This is a genomic window from Cohnella ginsengisoli (assembly GCF_029525555.1).
GTDB classification, from domain to species: Bacteria; Bacillota; Bacilli; order Paenibacillales; family Paenibacillaceae; genus Cohnella; species Cohnella ginsengisoli.
In genome coordinates this window covers 418,564-436,978 of record NZ_JAPDHZ010000004.1, presented here as the reverse complement: position 1 = coordinate 436,978, position 18,415 = coordinate 418,564, and the positions used below count along the sequence as shown (strand labels likewise).

The window sequence follows — 18,415 nt, the reverse complement described above, 5'->3', positions numbered from 1 at the left end:
TCACCTCTCCGGTATGTTCTGCTTTTCGCGCAAGCCCTCGAGCTCGACGAACAGCTCGTGCAGGAAGCGCTCGCGCTTGCAATGCTCGGCGATCATGATGCTCTCGATCCGGCGGCAAGCCGCGTCGATCTCGTCGTTGACCACTGCGTAATGGTAATGCTCGAGCAGGTTCATCTCTTCGACCGCGACGGAAAGACGATGATCGATGGTAGCCTGTGTCTCCGTACCGCGACCCGTGAGCCGATCCTTCAACTGCTGGAGCGACGGAGGCAGCAAGAAGACGAGGACGCCCTCGGGAAACTTCTCCCGAACCTTGACGGCGCCTTGAACCTCGATCTCAAGAATGATGTCCTTGCCTTCGGACAACGTCTTCTCCACGAAATCGCGCGGCGTGCCGTAATAGTTGCCTACGTACTCGGCGTGCTCGAGCAGCGCGTCGCGCTCGATCATGTCCTTGAACTGCTCGCGCGTCTTGAAAAAATAGTTGACCCCGTCGATCTCGCCGGCCCGAGGAGACCGCGTCGTCGCCGAGACGGAATAGGTCAGGTCGGGCAGCTTGCGGCGCAATGCCGCGCATACCGTCCCCTTCCCGACGCCCGAAGGACCGGACAATACGATCAACAAACCTCTGTTCATGGACTTCCCCGATTCATTCGTCATGTTCGTCGTCTTTGGTGGACAGGCGATGCGCCACCGTCTCCGGCTGGACCGCGGACAGAATCACGTGATCGCTGTCCGTAATAATGACGGCGCGCGTGCGGCGGCCGTACGTCGCGTCGATCAGCATATGCCGGTCGCGCGCTTCTTGAATGATCCGCTTGATCGGCGCGGACTCGGGACTCACGATGGAGATGATCCGATTCGCCGACACAATATTGCCGAATCCGATGTTGATCAGCTTGATCGCCATGCCACTATTCCCTCCGGTCCATGTCTTGCTGGCAGCGGCCGGATGGTGCCTGTTAGGCACCATTGTTGCCACTGTGGCGCTTCCGCATACCGCAATCGATGGAATACGCTTTGGCACCGTCCGCGTCGGGCATATGAAGAACGCCGGTCAGCGGCAGGCCATATTGACTCATTTTACTTGATAATCGTTGGTCGGACAAGAGGCGCAGCCGCAATTGTCGGCATGAACGCCGCTTTTCTCCTTGACGTAGCGCGTCAGCTCGACCGTCATCTCGTAATGAAGGAACGGCGTCATGAGGTAGATGCCGTTAAAATGCTTCATCGCCGCGTCGAGCAGCTCCTTGGCGACGGCGATCCCCTCGCGCTTCCCTTCCGCGCCCTCGAGGCCGCGCATCCGCTCCCTGACCGCGTCGGACAATTGGATGCCGGGCACCTCGTTGTGCAAATATTCGGCGTTGCGCCCGTTCGCCAGCGGGAAAATGCCGAGGAAAATCGGCACGTCCAGGTGCTTGGTCGCCTCGGCGATTCGCTCGATCAGCTCCGCGTCATACACCGGCTGCGTCATGATGTAGTCCGCGCCGGCGGCCACCTTCTTCTCGAGCCGCTGAACGGCCTTGTCGAGATGCTTGACGTTCGGGTTGAACGCTGCGCCTATGACGAACTTCGCCTTTTGCTTGAGCGCGCGGCCGGAGAAGGCGACGCCCTCGTTCAACTGCTTGATCATCTTGATGATCTCGAACGAGGTCAGGTCGTACACCGAGCTCGATCCGGGCAGGTCCCCGAACTTCGCCGGATCCCCGGTCACGGCGAGCACGTGGTCGATGCCGAGCGCGTCGAAGCCCATCATATGCGACTGCGTGCCGATCAGGTTGCGGTCGCGGCAGGCGATGTGCACGAGCGGCCGGATGCCGACCCGCTCCTGCACGAGCGCGCCGAGCGCCATGTTGCTCATGCGCGTGACCGCGAGCGAATTGTCCGCCATCGTGAGCGCGTCCGCGCCCGCGTCCCGAAGGGCGGCCGCGCCGTCCATGAAGCGGCCGATGTCGAGATCCTTCGGCGGATCGAGCTCGACGATGACGGTGTGGCGCTTGCGGACGAGCTGAACGATGTTTTCCGTCTCTTCGCCGCCGCCATCCGACGAATCGGAGGACGGACGGGAAGGCGCAACGACGACCTCGGCGGCTGTCGCCGGGCGCAGCGATCCGGACACGTCCGGCACGTAGCCGCGCAAGGCTGCGGCGATCTCCGCGATATGCTCGGGCGTCGTCCCGCAGCAGCCGCCGATGAGGCGGACGCCATTGTCCGCGAACGCGCTGGCGTTCTCGCCGAAGTAGGCCGGCGAAGCGGAATAAACGACCTTGCCGTCCTCGTAATCCGGCAGGCCGGCGTTCGGGAAGGCGCTGAGCGGAAGTCCGAGATCGAGCGGAATGTTCTGGACGGCGCGCAGGATGCCGTTCGGACCGCTGCGGCAGTTGAAGCCGACGACGTCGGCCCCTTCTTCCTTGAGCCGGCGAAGCGCCTCGCCCATCGGAACGCCGTCGCGCGTCACAGCGGGGTCGTCCACGGCGAACTGGCAAACGACCGGCAGGTCGCCCAGCTTGCGCGCGACGCGCAGCGCCAGCATCAGCTCGTCGAGCTCGAAGAACGTCTCTAGCAGGATGCCGTCCGCGCCGGCGCCGATAAGCGCGCCGATCTGCTCCTCGTAGTCGCGGGTGATTTCCGCCGTCCGCGCGTTTTTGCGCTGGCCGGCCCGGATCGCGCCGACCGCGCCGAGCACGTAGGCCGCATCGCCGCCGGCTTGCCGCGCCAGCGCGACGCCGGCCGCGTTGATGTCCGCGGTCCGCTTTTCAAGGCCGAATCGTACCAGGTTGCCATGCTGCGCGGCGAACGTATTGGTCTCGAGGACTTCCGCGCCTGCGGCCGCGTAGCGGCGATGAACCTCCAGGATTATCTCGGGCTTGATCAGGTTGTATTCTTCGAACGCGACGCCGATCGGGAATCCGAGCTGGTAGAGGTAGGTTCCCATCGCCCCGTCGCCGACGAGCGGCCGCTGGCTCAGCGCTGTGCGAAAATCCGGTTTCAAGAGGCTTCCCATCCTATCGATGTCATAAATGATTTGCGCAGAATCGTTCTATTAATGTAGCATACTTCTTCCCGCGCGGAAATGGCCGGCGCGCCTCGGCAGCCTCCAACCGTCTAAAGACCGTCTATGAACGGAGAAGAACCCGGACAAGTCCGGGTTCTCGATGAAGCGATGCGGGCGCCCTCGGCCTCTTGTCCGAAGCGTCTTCGTCAGACCGTGCCGGTATATACCGCTTCGGCAGGACCGGTCATGTAGACGCGGTTATTGTCCTCGCTCCACTCGATGAACAGGTCGCCCCCGGCGAGCGAGATCGTCGCGGAGCGGCCGGTCAGCCCGTTCAGCACGGAGGAGACGAGCGTCGCGCAAGCGCCGGTGCCGCAGGCGAGCGTCGGACCCGCGCCGCGCTCCCAGACGCGCATGTCGACTTGTTCGGCCGAGTTAACCTTCGCGAATTCGACGTTGATCTTGCGCGGGAACAGCGGATGCGTCTCGAGCTTCGGTCCCCACTTCGCCAGGTCGAAGCCGACCGCGTCGTCCACGTAGATGACGGCGTGCGGATTGCCCATCGAGACGGCGGTGAACTTGAACTCGCGGCCGTCGATCTCGACCGATTGCCCGATGACGGGATTGGCGTCGATCGTCGTCGGTACGTCGAGGCCGTTCAGGATCGGCTCGCCCATGTCGACGCGGACGCGGCGGACGAGGCCGCCCTCGACTTCGAGCTGAACGGGCTGCACGCCCGCGCCCAACGTCTCGATCGTGATCGCGTCGCGGTCGATCAGACGGTTGTCGTACACGTACTTGGCGACGCAGCGAATCGCGTTGCCGCACTGTTCGGCCTCAGAGCCGTCCGAATTGATGATGCGCATCTTGAAGTCCGCGCGCTCGGACGGGAGGATATAGACGAGGCCGTCGGCGCCGATGCCGAAGTAGCGGTTGCAAAGCTTGACGGCGCGCTCGGCCGCGTCCGCGGGCAGCGACGGTTCGCCGTGCACCACGATGAAGTCGTTGCCGAGGCCGTGCATTTTCGTAAATTGCATAAGGGTTAGCCCTCCTGGTATGAAGTTCATGGTCGGACCTGTCCTTCCGTGTCCTTATCATACCGTACCGGAACTTCGCTGCGCATACAGGATTCGCAATTTTGTTTGTACTTTTCCGCATGGAATGCCGTCGGCGAACGACTCTCGGGATGGACGGGAAAACGCAATGAACCATTTCGGCACGCCGGATGGATACAAGGAGAAAAGCCCGCCCCTCTCGCGCGAATGGCGCGGCGGGAAGCGGGCATGCCAATCAGGAAATGAGCGGGGCGGCAGCGAAAATCGGTCAAACGGGCAGATCTGCTGGAAACGCGGTTCAACGGGCGATCGTCTTGACCGGGCCTGCGCCGCGGCCGCCGTACGAGATGCGGCCGCCGGAACGGCGGCGGCGCGACGATCCCCATACGCTGCCGATGCCCATCGCGAAGGTCGGGATGCCTGCCGCCACGAAGACGAGCGCCCAGTCGCGAAGATTAAGCGGAACGGTCTTGAAGATCGGCTGCAGCGGCTCGAAGTACAGGACGGCGAGCAGGAGCAGCAGCGAGGAGAGCACCGCCAACACGAGAAACTTGTTTTCGAAAAAGCGGCGGTGGAAAATCGAACGCGAGCTCCGGCAGTCGAACACGTGGATCAGCTGCGCCATGACGAGCGTGGCGAACGCGACGCTCTGCGCGTGGACGAGCGCCGCGGCATCCGCGTCCCGGCCGCCGAGGGCGAGGACGAACGCCGCCAGCGTGCAGGCGCCGATCAGGACGCCGCGGCTGATGATCTTCCATCCGAGCCGCCGCGCGAAAATATTCTCCTTGGCCGATCTCGGCTTGTGCCGCATCAGGTCGCTCTCGGCCTGATCGACGCCGAGCGCCATTGCGGGCAATCCGTCGGTGACCAGGTTCACCCACAAAATCTGGATCGGAATGAGCGGCAGCGGCAACGCCGCCATCATCGCGAAAAACATGACGAGAATCTCTCCGACGTTAGACGCCAGCAAATAACGGATGAATTTGCGGATATTTTCGTAAATCCCTCTTCCTTCTTCTACGGCCGCGACGATGGACGAGAAGTTGTCGTCGGCCAGAACGAGCGCCGAGGCTTCCTTGGTCACGTCGGTGCCGGTGATGCCCATCGCGATGCCGATGTCCGCCGCCTTGACGGCCGGCGCGTCGTTCACCCCATCGCCGGTCATGGCGACGACATGGCCCCGGCGCTGCAGCGATTGCACGATGCGCAGCTTGTGCTCCGGCGACACGCGGGCGTACACATAGACATCGTCCGAGATTTTGTCCAGCTGCTCGTCGGTCATGCCCGCGAGCTCCGCGCCGCTGACGGATTTGCCGTCGCGGGGCAGGATGCCCAGCGTGCGCGCGATGGCCTCGGCGGTCATCTGATGGTCGCCGGTGATCATCACCGTCTTGATGCCGGCCGCCTTGCACTTGGCGATCGCGTCGTGCACCTCGCGGCGCGGCGGGTCCATCATGCCGCCGAGGCCGACGAAGACGAGTCCCTCCTCCGCTTCGTCCTCGGAATCGCAATTCTCGCCGCCTTTGGCGTCGCGGTACGCGAACCCGAGCACGCGTAGCGCTTCGTTCGCCATCGCTTCGTTCGCGCGCAGTACCTTTTGCCGAAGCGTCCCGGTGAACGGCACGACCTTCCCGTCCCAAAGGACATAGGCGCAGCGGTCGATCAGCAGGTCCGGCGCGCCTTTCGTGCAGACGAGTCGGCCGCCCTGATGCGATACGAGCACCGACATGCGCTTGCGGTCGGCGTCGAACGGGAATTCCTTCACGCGCGGGTACAGCGCTTCGAGCGAAGCGCGCGGCAGCCCCGACTTGGCCGCGAGCGCCAGCAGCGCCCCTTCCGTCGGATCCCCTTTTACGAACCAGTCGGCGTCTTCGATCCCTTCTTCCTCGCTGCGCTCGGCCTTGCGGCCCCGGTTATCGGCGCCGCGGTCGGCTTTGGCCAACTCCGCGTTGTTGCATAGCGCGGCGACCTGAATCAGCCTTCTCAGCGAAGCGTCTCCCTTGACGTCGATCGCGTTCCCGCGCTCGAGCAGCTGGCCTGCCGGCCCGTAGCCTTCGCCCGTAACGTCGATGTCCCTGCCGCCGGTCCAGACTTTGGTGACCGTCATCTTGTTCTGCGTGAGCGTCCCCGTCTTGTCGGAGCAAATGACGGACGCGCAGCCGAGCGTCTCGACCGACGGCAGCTTGCGCACGATCGCCTTACGGCGGATCATGTGCTGCACGCCGAGCGCGAGCGCGATCGTGACGATCGCAGGCAATCCCTCGGGGATGGCGGCGACGGCGAGACTAACGCCGGCCAGGAACATGCCGTAGAGCGGCTGGCCGTGCAGCACGCCCGCGACGACGACGAGCACGGTGAGTGCCAGGGCGACGACGATCAAAATCTTGCCGAGCTGCTCCAGACGATGCTGGAGCGGCGTCTCGGCCTCGTCCGTCTGCTGGATGAGGTCGGCGATCTTGCCCATCTCGGTGCCCATGCCGGTGCGCACGACGACGCCCCGGGCGGTGCCGCGCGTCACCATCGTGCCGAGATACGCGCAGTTTTTGCGGTCTCCGAGCGGCAGCTCGGCGGCATAGAGCGGCATGGACTGCTTGGCCGCCGGGACGGACTCCCCGGTGAGCGCGGCTTCCTCGATCGTGCATTGGCTGCTCTGGACGAGGCGCAAGTCCGCCGGTACCCGGTCGCCGCTCTCCAGTATGACGAGATCGCCGGGCACCAATTCGCTGGCGGGGACCACGTGAAGGCTGCCGCCGCGGATGACCTTCGCGTTCGGCGCGGAAAGCTCCTTGAGCGCCCTAAGCGAACGCTCCGCCCTGAACTCCTGATAGAAGCCGAGCAGGCCGTTCAAGACGATGATGGCGATGATCGTGAGCGCGTCCAGCATCTCGCCGAGGAGCCCCGATACGACCGTCGCCCCGGCCAGCACGAGCACCATGAAATCCTTGAATTGATTGAGCAGCAGCTTGATCGGAGACTCCCTGCGCTTCTCCGCCAGCTCGTTTTTCCCGTGTCCCGCCAGCCTCTCCTGCGCGGCGCTCGGCGCCAGCCCTTCCTTCGTGTTCGTCTGGAGCAATACGGCTAGCTCGTCTTCGCTTAGCTGATGCCAGGCCTTCCCTTCCACGACGGGTTCCTCCTCCCGGATATCGCCCTCCGGACGAAGCCGGACAGCCTACTAGCCTATGTCTATTCGGTCAAGCCCGGAAATATCCCCTTGTCCGTCTCTTTAGAACCGTATGGTTGAATGTCCCCGCCTGTGAAAAGGAAATTAGGTGCAAGTTCGCATTTCTCCATTGCTGACACGTTCCAAGCAGCCGAGATAAAGCCCAAGTGCACTTATCTCCGCGGCAGAATCGTTCGAGGCAGCCGAGGTAAAGCCCAATTGCACTTATCCCGATGCAGAATCGGCCGAGGCGCGGCCCGCCGCCTTTCCCTTTAAGATCATCTGTGGCATCATAAAGAAACGGAAATTCCGAAAAAAAACGCACCGGTCAGGAGTCATGCCTTTATGTCACTCGACGGCATCGTCGCGCGCGCGCTCGTCCACGAGCTGGGGGGAAATCGTCGGCGCCCGCATCGCTAAAATCTATCAGCCGACCGAAAACGAGGTCGTCCTGCATATCCGCGGCCAGGGCTTCGGCCGCAAGCTGCTGCTGTCCGCGCATCCTTCGATGCCGAGGCTTCATTATACGGAGCAGCCCTGGGCGAACCCCCCAGGAGCCGCCGATGTTCTGCATGCTGCTGCGCAAGCACTGCGAAGGCGGCATCGTCGAAGCGGTACGCCAGCTCGGCAACGAGCGGATCGTCGAGATCGACGTCCGCCACCGGGACGAGCTCGGGGACCTGTCGCTCAAGCGGCTCGTCCTCGAGATCATGGGCCGCCACAGCAATCTGGTGCTGCTCGACCCGGCGACCGGCATCGTCCACGACAGCATCCGGCACGTGACGCCCGCTATCAGCAGCTACCGGGTCGTGCTGCCCGGCGTCAAATACGTGGCGCCTCCGGCCCAAGACAAGCTGGATCCGCTCGAAGCGACCGCGGCCGACGTGGCGCGCGCGCTGTCCGAAGCGACCGACGCGCCGCCCGCAGGCGCATTGGTCGGAGCTTTCACGGGACTTAGCCCGCTGCTCGCCAAGGAGATCGTCTACCGCGCCGGCGGACGCGAAGCGGATCTCTCCGCCGCCTTCACCGCGTTAATGGCGGATGCCGCTGCCCATCGCTACGCGCCGTCCATCGCAGAAGAGCCGTCCGGACGGACGCAATTCCACGCCTTGCCTCTTACGCATGTACACGGCGAGGCGCGAAGCTACGATTCCATGCACGCTTGCCTGGAGGCGTACTATATCGACAAGGCCGAACGCGATCTCGTCCGCCAGCGGACCGTCGATCTCGCCCGCCTGCTGCAGAACGAGACGGCCAAAAACGCCAAAAAAGCTGGAGAAGCTCCGCCAGACGCTCGAAGAAGCCGAAGGCGCGGATAAGTACCGCCGGCTCGGCGAGCTGTTGACCGCGCATCTGTACGCGATGAGCAAAGGGGATAAGCAAGTCGAGGTGACCGATTATTACGAGGAGGATCAGCCGACCGTCCGGGTACAGCTCGACCCGCTGCTGACGCCGAACGAAAACGCCCAGCGCTATTTCCGCAAATATACGAAAATGAAAAACAGCCGCGAGGTCGTCACCGAGCAGATCGAAGAAACGGAGCGCGAGATCGCCTATCTGGACTCGGTGCTGCAGGGGCTGGACACGGCGACGCCGGCAGATATCGAAGAGATCCGAGCGGAGCTGACGGAGCAGGGCTACATTCGCGCGCGCGGCGGCCGAAAAGGCGACCGCGGCAAAAAGAAAAACGACCGGCCCGCCATCCTCTGCTATACGTCCAGCGAGGGCGTGCCGATCTACGTGGGCAAAAACAATACGCAAAACGATTATGTAACGAACCGACTAGGACAGCCCAGCGATACTTGGCTGCACACCAAGGACATGCCCGGCTCGCACGTGCTCATCCGCGCCGTCGATTACGGCGAGCAGACGCTGAAGGAAGCTGCCATGCTGGCCGCGTACTACAGCAAAGGCAAAGAATCGAGCCACGTGCCGGTCGACTATACGAAAATTCGCCTCGTTCGCAAGCCGAGCGGCGCGAAGCCGGGCTTCGTTATTTATGAGGGGCAGAAGACGCTGTTCATCACGCCGGACGAGTCGCTCGTGCGCAATCTGCCCAGCGTCGTCAAAAAGGCCTAAAACCGTTTCGCCGCCGCCCGGTTCTAGTACGACCGCGCCTCCTCCAGACAGTCCTCGATTGCGGAGACGACAAGCGCCGGCTCGGAAACTGCGGGAAGTGTTCGCTGCCGGCGGCGACGATCAGCCTGCGGGCGCCGGGCCGGGCGAGTTCCGGCGCTCGCGTGCGATCGCTTAAGCGCCGCTCGCTCTCAGCCGCGCCCGGAAGGCCAGACGGGAAGGTCCTCGAATTCGACAGCCACCACCGTGTTCCATTCGTCCAGCAGCGCTTGCGGCAGATCGATCGAGAGCCGTTGAACGCTGTGATGCCCGTCGACGCCGCCCGCAAATCCGCTGATCACTTCCGTACGGTAGATCAGCGGCTCTCCCGTTCTCACGAGCTTGACGCCGCTTATCCGGCCGCCGATCTCGCGCAGCTCAAGCGGGAAGCGGGGGATATCCCTGACGTGCAAATAGATCGTGTTCCCCTTGACCGTCATCGGGCCGTAAAACGCCGGAGGAAAATGCGCCGGCGTCCTTCGCGTGCCGTAAACGCTCTCTCCGGAATGCCGCAGCCAGGCGCCGATCGCTTCAAGCCGCGCGAGCGCCGGCTCCGGCCAGGTGCCGTCCGGGCGGGGGCCGACGTTCAGGAGCAAATTACCGCCTTTGGTCGCGACCTCGAGCAGCGTGTCGAGCAGCGCCACGAGCGGCTTGTACGTATCGGGGTCGGCGTGGTACGCCCATTGATGGTTCATCGTCATGCACGTCTCCCACCACTCCTCCGGCGGATGGAGCGGCACGAACTGCTCGGGCGTCTCGTAATCGCCTGCGTCGGGCAGACGGTCATTGATGACGAGATGGGGCTGCAGATTCAGCATCATCCGCTTTACCTCATGGCTTCGCCACCGGTCTGCGCCGAACCCCGGCACGTCGAACCAGATTAAGTCGATCCGGCCGTAGTTGGTCAGCAGCTCCCGCAGCTGCTCGACGAAGCGCTGATGAAACGACCACCAGCGAAGCGGATCGTAGACGTTGGGCTTGGGAGACGCCAGCCACGGCGCGATCGGGATCGTCGCGAAGTCCGGATCGTACCAGTCGATCGTCGTGAAGTAGAGACCGACTTTAAGCCCCGCTTCCCTCATGGCTTCAACGTACGGCGCGATCAGGTCGCGCTTCGGCCCTCGCCGGACGGCGTTGTAATCCGTCGTCTTCGTGTCGAACAAGCAAAATCCGTCATGGTGCTTGGCGGTCAGCACGACATACTTGGCTCCGGCTTCCTTCGCCGCGCGCGCCCAAGCCTTGGGATCGTACCGCTCGGGATTGAATTCGTCGGCCAGCGCCTCGTAGGCTTCGACGCCGATCGCCTGGTCGCTCTTATCGAGGAGCGGCCACGACGCTTCGATCTCCTTCAGGGAATACGGCCCCCAGTGGATAAACAGGCCGAATCTCGCTTCGTCGAACCACTGCGCTTCAGGGTGCAATGCTCTCATGCCCAAGTCTCTCCTCCCGATGCGGCAACGCGCAAGCTTCCGCGCCGCGCCGCTTATTTAACGCGATACTCCTCAAAGTAACGCGGCAAAATCGTCGTGGACGCGCCGGGCAGCTGGGGCAGCTTGTAAAATCCGTTCGCTACCTCGATCGGCTCCTCGAAAATATGCCGGATCCAAGGAATGTATTCGAGCATGACGGCGTTTGGCGTCGCCGCCACGAGATGCTGGTGAATCTGCCCCATATCGCCGACATGCGGGCAGATCGGCAGGTCGTACGCGGCGGCCAGGCCGGCCACCTGCAGCCACTCGGTCACGCCGGCCACCCGCGTCACGTCCACCTGGACGTATTCGACGGCACCCTGCGCGATATAATCGCGGAACGCGTATTTGTTGTACACATGCTCCCCGAGCGCGATCGGCACGTTCAGTTCGTCCGCCAGCTTGCGGTGGCCCGGAATGTCGTCGGGATTCAGCGGCTCCTCGAGCCAGATCAGGTCGAACTGCTCCAGCTTTTTTCCCCATGTCATCGCCGTCGTGATGTTCCATTGCTGGTTGACGTCGATCATAAGCCCCGCTTCGTCGCCGATCGCCTTGCGAACGGCCTGCACCCGGTCGAAATCCTCGCGCGGGTCCGGCTTGCCCACCTTCATTTTCACCGCCGTGAAGCCCTGCTCCAGCATCGCCGTCATATCCGCGATCAATCGCTCCTTGCTCCAGTTCAGCCAGCCGCCGTTCGTGTTGTACGCTTTGATCTTGTCCGGCTTGTGCCCGCCGAGATACTGCCAGAGCGGCTTGCCGGCCGACTTGGACATGATGTCCCACAACGCGACGTCCACCGCCGCAAGCGCCATGTGCGCGATGCCCGCGCGGCCGATCCAGTGCATCGGCCCGAAGCGGAGATCGTCCCAAATGCGCCTGACCATAAAAGGATCCCTGCCGACAAGCGCGGGCGCATAATAGCGGTCGATCGTATCCGCGATCATCTCGTCGCCCTTGGCGGTCGTCCCGGTATAGCCGTAGCCGACGATGCCTTCGTCCGTCTCGATGCGGACGCCGGTGACGCCCCAGTGCGTGGCGACGTTAATGGCGTCGGTGATGGGCGGGTTAATCGGCACGTGCAAAATAAAGCTTTCGGCTTTCGTGATTTTCATGGGTATCCTCCTAAATTTTATAAGTGCATCAATAACCGAGGGAGGCGCCGCCGTCCACGGGCAGCGCGACGCCCGTGATGAACCGCGCGCCGTCCGAGGCGAGAAAGAGGGCTGCGTCCGCGATCTCCTCGGACGATGCCGGCCGGCCGAGCGGATGCATGTCGTTCAGAAGCCGCGTCGTCGCGTCGGGATCCGGTTGCCGAAGCCGCCATTGCTCCAGCAGCGGCGTCATGACGCCGGCGGGGCACAGGCAATTCACGCGGACGCCGTCGGGCGCATAATCGAGCGCCAGCGCCTTCGTCATCGCGATGACCGCCCCCTTCGTAGACGCGTAGACGGCGTTTTGCTTCTGGCCGACGAGGCCGTTCAGCGAAGCCATGTTCACGATGTTGCCTTTCGAGCTGCGCAGCGCGGGAATCGTATGCTTGATCGTCAGGTACACGCTCTTCAGGTTGATGGCGATGACGCGCGTCCACTCCTCCTCGCTCACTTCTTCAAGCGGCTTGGGCAAGATCGTCGCCGCGTTGTTGAGCAGCACGTCGATCCTGCCGTAGGCCTGCAAAATCTCCGCCACGGCGCGCGCGACATCGGCTTCCGACGAGACATCGGCGCCCACGGCACAGGCCCGCCCGCCTTCATCCGCGATCGCATCCGCGACGCGGCGCCCGCCTTCGGCGTCGATATCGATTACCGCGACGATCGCGCCTTCGGCCGCGAATCGCCGGGCGGCCACCTCGCCGATCCCGGAAGCGCCGCCGGTAATGAGGCATACCTTCTCTTTTAACAGCATGGGCCTGTCCTGCCTTTCTCCGGTTGCTGCCCGTTAGTAAAATCATAAATCGTGTATGATTTTAAAAGTATCATACATGATTCATTCCGTAAAGGGGAATCGTTCCCCGTTTTTGCCTAATTAAAACTGTCTCGCAGACGCTGCCGCGCGCGCTGCAAATGCAGTTCCAAGGCGGCGCCTGCTTCGTCCATGTCGTCCGCAAGCAGCGCGTTCAAAATTCGAACGTGCTCCTCCCTTTCGTCCGCGAGCGCGATCGCAAAGTTCAGCAGGTTCAAATAGCGGTAAATCCGCTCGATCAACGATACGACCATGCGCTGCAAATTCTCGTTGTCGGCGTAGGCCAATATCGTGCCGTGCAATCCTTCGTTCATTTTGAACATCCGGCTCGCGGACTCCTGGTTCGCGTCCGCATCCTCTTGCGGAGCCTTCGTCTCGGCCAAAATCTGGCGAAGCCGATCCTTGGGGATGCGGGCTGCCGCCTTGCTCAGGGCGAGCGACTCCAGAGAAAGCCTGATCTCGAAGATCTCGTCGATGTCTTTGGCGTTCATCGCCGCCACGAACATGCCTTTAAAGGGGACGACGGATACGAGTCCCTCGGAGGAAAGCCGCGAGAGCGCCTCTCGGATCGGAATGTTGCTGACGCCGAGGTCTCTCGCAAGCTTGTCGATATTGATTTTATCTCCCGCGGACATTTCGTGGGACAAAATGCGTGTTTTCAGCAGCGCGTACAGCTCGTCGGCGAGGACGTATCGGTTCAGGGACGGCGGATTGTCCGGCATGGGCTCACCCTTTTCAACGTTTGCTCCATTTTATCATACACGATACATGCCGCGCGCCTGGTTGAAGACCCGTTATCCGCGAAGAAAAAGCGGTTGTCCGGGATATCCGAATCGGCGCACGGCTTCAGGAGACTGTATGGACGACAATCTAAGGTATCCGCAGGACGATCGGTCATGTTGACATCGCATTCGATTCCTTCATGAAAATGCGAGACTCCTCCGTATCGGAAGAGTCCCGCTTTATTCCGTTCGCCTTGACGATCAGTCAGTCTGCGGACGCCTCGAGCAGGTCCGCCAGCGCCCAGTGCCCCGCGGGCACGTCGGACCACTTGGAGACGTCGCCCGCTTGCGCCGGTTCGCGGTCCAGCGCGCGGTTCAGCAGCTTCACCGCTTCGGCGCGCGTCAGCGCCTGGCCGGGACGGAACGTGCCGTCCGCGTAGCCGCCGATCCAGCCCGCGCCCTGCGCTTGCTTGATCGCCGCTTCGGCCCAGTTGCCGGCCGTATCGCTAAACCCGGCGCCCGGCATGCCGGAAGGCTGCGCGAGCTTCACGGCCAGCGCCGCCATCTCGGCGCGCGTGACCGCTTGATCCGGACGGAACGTGCCGTCCGCGTAGCCGTTCATGAGCCCCAGCTTGCCGACGGCGGCGATATCCGCCGCGGCCCAATGGCTCGCGGATACGTCGCCGTAAGACTTAGCTTGGCCGTTGCCTGCGCTGTCCTTGCCCGCGGTCAGTCTCGCGAAGATCGTCGCGATTTGCGCCCGCGTCAGCGCGGCACCAGGCCTGAAAGTGCCGTCCGAAAAACCTTGAATATAGGCTTTATGGGTCGCCGCCGGCTGATCGCTCAGCTTCAGCAGCGTGAAGGTGCTGAATTTGTTCACGGTAATTTTGAATCCTTTCCCCGTGCCAAGCTCAACGATCTCGCCGCGCTTCAGCTCGGTCGATCCGTCGCTGTGCTCGACGTAGACGCCCAGTTGATTCGTGCCGGCGCTTGCCGCTTCGCCGAGCGGCAGCACGAGGTCGACGTCATGGCCCTGCAGATTCGTATCGATCGACAGCGGACGTCCGATGACGGCTGCATTTTCGCCGTACGCGGCCTTCACGGCGCTCGATGCGTTCGCGCGGTTTTGCGCGGCCGACCGGTCCGCCTCGCTCTTCAGCGGCTTGATCGTAAAGACGAGATCCGCGCCGGCTGCGCCGAGCGATGCCGCCGGTATGACGATCTTAGAGCCGCCGATCGCAAGGCTCAGGTCCAGCTTACCGTCCGCGAGCAGCTTGGCGATGTCCGCCGGAACCGTCACTTTGGTCTCGGTCACTTCGTCTTTGGCATCGGGAATGGCGAGCCTAATCGCCTTCGCGCCGGCCGCAGCCTGCTTGGCGATCGCATCCTTGACCGCCGCGCCCGAGAAGGACAATTCATCCCGCTTGGTGCCGTCGCCAAGCGTCGTGCGGTTCACGTCGACGGATACCGCGCCGCTGCCGGCTGCGCCTTCTACGCTGCCTTGAACTTTTTCAGGCGAAGGCGTCTGCGTGACCGGGCCCGATGGATTTTGCGGAACGACATCCGCGCCGGCCACCGTATAGGCCAGGCCGTCGGCGAGCAGCAGCTGGCCGGATTTCTTTTTCGACCTTCACCGTATGCATGCCGTTCGACAAGCCGTCCAAATGGAATACGTTCTGCTGAAGCTTGAGCGTGTCGCTATAGGCGCTGCCCGTTCCTTTCGATTCCCCGTCCACGTACACTTCGAAATCGCCTTGCGACGGACCGGTCGGCATGGTCAGCGCGAATCCCGTTCCTTTAAACGCGTAGCTGTAGGCGTCGCCGTCCTTTGCCGTAAAGTGGATGTCGCTGAACGCATCGCCTTTAAAGCCGAACGTGAGCGTCGCCGCGCCCGACGACAGCGAGGCCAGATAGGCGGCGGTAATCGTCACCGTATTGCCGGTCACCGTATAATCCGTTCCTGCCGTCAGCGTTTTGGTGCCGTTTTTCACGTCCACCAGGCTGCCGCTGTCGCGGAGCAAGGTTACGGTCGCGTCTGCCGGCTGCGCCGGATCGAACCCGATCGCTTCTTCGCCGAGCAGGCTCGGCTTTTCGATCCGCAGCGCGTCGAGCAGCATGAATTGGCCGTTTTTCTTGACGCCCTTCAGCGTATGCTGCCCGTTCGTCAGCCCGGTGACGCTGTACACGGTCTGGAAGCCCTGGCGAACATCGCTGCGCGTATCGGCGGTCGAGACGAGCTGTCCGTCCAGGTACACTTCCATATCGCCCTGGGAATTGTCTTTTTCCGTGACGATGCCGATCCCCGTGCCCGAGAACACATAAGTGAACGAATCGCCATTAATTTCCGTATATTGCACGTCGCCTTGGTAATCGCCGAACGGACGGCCGCCTTGGTTGCTCCAGGAGCCGCTATACGAGATGCCTGCATCGGTGTTATTCACGAGCACGTAACGAAGGCCGGACGTGTCGGTCACGTTGATCGTCAGCGTCTGTGCCGCGCCGCCGCTGAACGTAAACGCCAGCTGCGCGGTGCCGACAGGCAGCGTGGCCAGATACGACTTCTTGACGGTGACCGCGTTGCCTGCGACGGTATAATCCGTGCCGGCCGTCAGCGCCTTGTCTCCGTTCGCGATGCCGACAAGCGTGTTGCCGTTCAGCGTCAGCGTCGTCGATACGTCGGCTTGTTTCGCGGGCTTCTTATCGAAGGAAGCCGATTTTGGACTGATCGCGCTGCTTTGTCCGCTGATCGTGACGGTTTTCGTTTCCGAATCGCCGCCCGCGAAGGAGAAGCTGAGCGTCGCATCGCCCGCAGCGAGCCCCGCGAAAGCATCCTTTTTCACCGTGACCGTACCGCTTGCTACCGTGTAGTCCGCAGGATTTGCGAGCGCGCCGCCGTTCAGCGTCACGCCTTTCAGATAGCGGGCATCCGCCTTCAGCGCAGTCGTGACGTCCGCCGGCTGATCCGAGTCGAACGATGCTGCCGCCGGATCGATCAGATGGTCGACATGCACCTTAAGCGCGTCAAGCAGCGCGTAGCCGCCGGACTGTTTTACGCCTTTCAGCGTATGGGAATTGCCGTCGAGACCGTCGATCCGATAGACCGTTTGCTGCACCGAGCGTCCGTCGTTATTGTAGGTGTCCGCCGTGCCTTGGAGCACCCCGTCCAAGTACATGGCGACATTGCCCTGAGACCCTTCTTTTTCGGTGATATAGTCGATGCCCGTGCCCTTGAACGCCAGTTGAAACGAATTATCGTTTCCTTCCGTCCAGTGTACGTCGTTCGAATAATCGCCGAAGCCGCGATTGTCGCTATCGTTCCAGCCTCCGGCGTACTGTACGTCCGAATCGTCGTCGTTCACCACGTAATAATGATCCGCGGCGGCCAACGTCTGAACGTTCGTCGTTTGAACTTGCGCGAGTCCTGCTTCCTGAAGAGCATCCGGCGCAAACCCCGGCGCCGTCGCGCCAACGTTCACCGTCAGATCCTGCGACTCGGCCGACACTTCCTTGCCGCCGTTGCGCGTCCAGTCGCCGTCATAAACGAAGCCCGTGTCGTCGTCGTTGACGAACGACGTTCCGTTCTTCGCCGTCACCTTGAACAATCGCGATGCATGCGGATCGACGCTTTCCGCCGTATAGCCCTTCTCGAACGTGCCGAGCTCGCTGTGGCTCCAGAGATCGCGGACCGATGCCGGACCGTCCAGCCCGATATCGCCCCAGTTCACCGTGATGGATTCGGCTTTCGTGCCGAGATTGAACACCGCGACGTTATACGTGCCGTCGCCGTTGTTCGCGTACCAGACTTGCTGGCTCGTCGCGGTCGATACGGGATGCGCAGGGCGGCCCGCTTGATCGACGGCGATGACCTCGTCGTTCGTCAGCAGCTGGAGGCCGTAGCTGTCCAGGCGCGTCAGGTCGTTGCCCGTGTACAGCGGCGCTGCCGACACGGCCCATAAGCTCATCGCCGTCTGGCGCTCGTCCTTGGTCAGGCCGTCCATCGCGCCGTTGCCGACGTTCAGGGAGTCGAAGTCGTTCCAGCCGGTGCGAGGACCAGCGTCGCGCCACCAGATCGCGGCGTCCGGGAACAGCCTGGCGATGTTCGCCCACTGCGTTAGCCCGACCTTCGGGTCGTAGGACTCGACGTCCCAGTCGACGCGCCAGCCGTTGGCATACTTTTTCCACACGTCCGCGTAGTTGTGATCGAGCGCCCAGGACAACTCGAACCAGATGTTATGACGAGCCAGCGCCTTGGACCAGGCCGCTACGTCGTCGCGCGCGTCGATCGTCGTATCGTTGTGGCCGGAGCCCGGCGTCACGCTGTCGAACTTGACGAAGTCGATGCCCCAGGAGCCGATCAGATCCGCGATTGAATCGATGTATGCCTGGGCGCATAGGGGTTTCGTGTTGAAATCGATCTTGTAGCCGATTCCCCAAAAATCCGCGTCCTTGATCGGCTGCTTCGTAATGTCCCGGATGTGGCAGCTCTCGGTGCCGTAGATCGGCAGATTGGCTTCATATGCGGCCGGAGACAAGCCCGGGATCAAATCGATCCCAATCTTCTGTCCGTTGGCGTGGACGTAGTCAATTACACTCTGAAAGCCGTCCGGATACAGCGTCTCGCTCGGGATCGGCCGGGCGTATTCGTCCATGCCGCCGTTCCAGCCCGCGTCGATATTAATGTAGTTGTAACCGTGCGACTGCAGCTTTTCGTGCATCGCGTCGGACATTTGCTTGATCTTGGCAGCGGAAGTCCAGCCGCCGGACGGACCGTCGTACACCTGCATGCTGTAGCTGCTCCAGCCCATGTAGGGCTTCTGCGCCAGCTCTTTGTCGGCTGCGGCGGCCCGATTCGCGTCTGGCGCGACGAGTCCGAGCTGGGCGAAGAGCGCGACGACGAGCAGCAGAACGAGACCTTTTGTCTTAAGGATTCGATGCAAACC

The 18,415-nt window shown here is 62.5% G+C and carries 11 protein-coding genes and 1 pseudogene; 1 reads left to right on the top strand and 11 read right to left on the bottom strand.

The window, feature by feature from the left end; translation table 11 throughout:
• The 5 genes from gmk to OMP38_RS23035 all read right to left on the bottom strand — a co-directional run bounded on the left by gmk (nucleotide 1) and on the right by OMP38_RS23035 (nucleotide 7,171).
• Nucleotides 1-636, bottom strand: coding sequence for a guanylate kinase (gene gmk, locus OMP38_RS23055; protein ID WP_277567183.1), 636 nt, complete (start codon nucleotides 634-636; stop codon nucleotides 1-3).
• A 13-nt stretch (nucleotides 637-649) separates the two neighbouring features.
• On the bottom strand, nucleotides 650-910 hold the full coding sequence (gene remA, locus OMP38_RS23050) for an extracellular matrix/biofilm regulator RemA (RefSeq protein ID WP_027084220.1): 261 nt from the start codon (nucleotides 908-910) through the stop codon (nucleotides 650-652).
• A gap of 168 nt (nucleotides 911-1,078) precedes the next feature.
• On the bottom strand, nucleotides 1,079-2,992 hold the full coding sequence (locus tag OMP38_RS23045; RefSeq protein WP_277567182.1) for a bifunctional homocysteine S-methyltransferase/methylenetetrahydrofolate reductase: 1,914 nt from the start codon (nucleotides 2,990-2,992) through the stop codon (nucleotides 1,079-1,081).
• Between the two features lie 209 nt (nucleotides 2,993-3,201).
• Entirely contained in the window at nucleotides 3,202-4,032 is an 831-nt protein-coding gene (dapF, locus tag OMP38_RS23040; protein WP_277567181.1) for a diaminopimelate epimerase, read from the bottom strand.
• A gap of 316 nt (nucleotides 4,033-4,348) precedes the next feature.
• The gene (locus tag OMP38_RS23035; RefSeq protein WP_277567180.1) at nucleotides 4,349-7,171 is read right to left on the bottom strand and encodes a calcium-translocating P-type ATPase, SERCA-type; all 2,823 of its coding nucleotides are present in this window, start codon (nucleotides 7,169-7,171) and stop codon (nucleotides 4,349-4,351) included.
• A gap of 384 nt (nucleotides 7,172-7,555) precedes the next feature.
• Here OMP38_RS23035 and OMP38_RS23030 point away from each other — a divergent pair.
• Nucleotides 7,556-9,289 (top strand): annotated as a pseudogene (locus tag OMP38_RS23030) (Rqc2 family fibronectin-binding protein).
• Nucleotides 9,290-9,477: 188 nt separating this feature from the next.
• Here the strand turns inward: OMP38_RS23030 and OMP38_RS23025 are convergent.
• The 6 genes from OMP38_RS23025 to OMP38_RS23000 form a co-directional block, all read right to left on the bottom strand.
• The gene (locus OMP38_RS23025; protein WP_277567179.1) at nucleotides 9,478-10,755 is read right to left on the bottom strand and encodes an alpha-L-fucosidase; all 1,278 of its coding nucleotides are present in this window, start codon (nucleotides 10,753-10,755) and stop codon (nucleotides 9,478-9,480) included.
• 53 nt (nucleotides 10,756-10,808) lie between these two features.
• Nucleotides 10,809-11,906 carry a mandelate racemase/muconate lactonizing enzyme family protein gene (locus OMP38_RS23020; protein WP_277567178.1) on the bottom strand — a complete coding sequence of 366 codons (1,098 nt, stop codon included), beginning with the start codon at nucleotides 11,904-11,906 and terminating at the stop codon, nucleotides 10,809-10,811.
• Nucleotides 11,907-11,934: 28 nt separating this feature from the next.
• Complete coding sequence (locus tag OMP38_RS23015) at nucleotides 11,935-12,696, bottom strand: SDR family NAD(P)-dependent oxidoreductase (RefSeq protein ID WP_277567177.1); 762 nt, start codon at nucleotides 12,694-12,696, stop codon at nucleotides 11,935-11,937.
• A gap of 116 nt (nucleotides 12,697-12,812) precedes the next feature.
• Nucleotides 12,813-13,475, bottom strand: a complete 663-nt coding sequence (locus OMP38_RS23010; protein ID WP_277567176.1) for a GntR family transcriptional regulator — start codon at nucleotides 13,473-13,475, stop codon at nucleotides 12,813-12,815.
• 265 nt (nucleotides 13,476-13,740) lie between these two features.
• Nucleotides 13,741-15,051 carry an S-layer homology domain-containing protein gene (locus tag OMP38_RS23005; RefSeq protein ID WP_277567175.1) on the bottom strand — a complete coding sequence of 437 codons (1,311 nt, stop codon included), beginning with the start codon at nucleotides 15,049-15,051 and terminating at the stop codon, nucleotides 13,741-13,743.
• The gene (locus tag OMP38_RS23000) at nucleotides 14,987-18,412 is read right to left on the bottom strand and encodes a X2-like carbohydrate binding domain-containing protein (protein ID WP_277567174.1); all 3,426 of its coding nucleotides are present in this window, start codon (nucleotides 18,410-18,412) and stop codon (nucleotides 14,987-14,989) included. The genes OMP38_RS23005 and OMP38_RS23000 overlap by 65 nt, the downstream gene beginning before the upstream one ends.
• Between the last annotated feature and the right edge of the window lie 3 nt (nucleotides 18,413-18,415).

Coding starts and splice junctions, on each gene's coding strand:
- dapF (WP_277567181.1), bottom strand. CDS start 4,032: ATGCAATTTACGAAAATGCACGGCCTCGGCAACGACTTCATCGTGGTG.
- remA (WP_027084220.1), bottom strand. CDS start 910: ATGGCGATCAAGCTGATCAACATCGGATTCGGCAATATTGTGTCGGCG.
- OMP38_RS23025 (WP_277567179.1), bottom strand. CDS start 10,755: ATGAGAGCATTGCACCCTGAAGCGCAGTGGTTCGACGAAGCGAGATTC.
- OMP38_RS23020 (WP_277567178.1), bottom strand. CDS start 11,906: ATGAAAATCACGAAAGCCGAAAGCTTTATTTTGCACGTGCCGATTAAC.
- OMP38_RS23015 (WP_277567177.1), bottom strand. CDS start 12,696: ATGCTGTTAAAAGAGAAGGTATGCCTCATTACCGGCGGCGCTTCCGGG.
- gmk (WP_277567183.1), bottom strand. CDS start 636: ATGAACAGAGGTTTGTTGATCGTATTGTCCGGTCCTTCGGGCGTCGGG.
- OMP38_RS23010 (WP_277567176.1), bottom strand. CDS start 13,475: ATGCCGGACAATCCGCCGTCCCTGAACCGATACGTCCTCGCCGACGAG.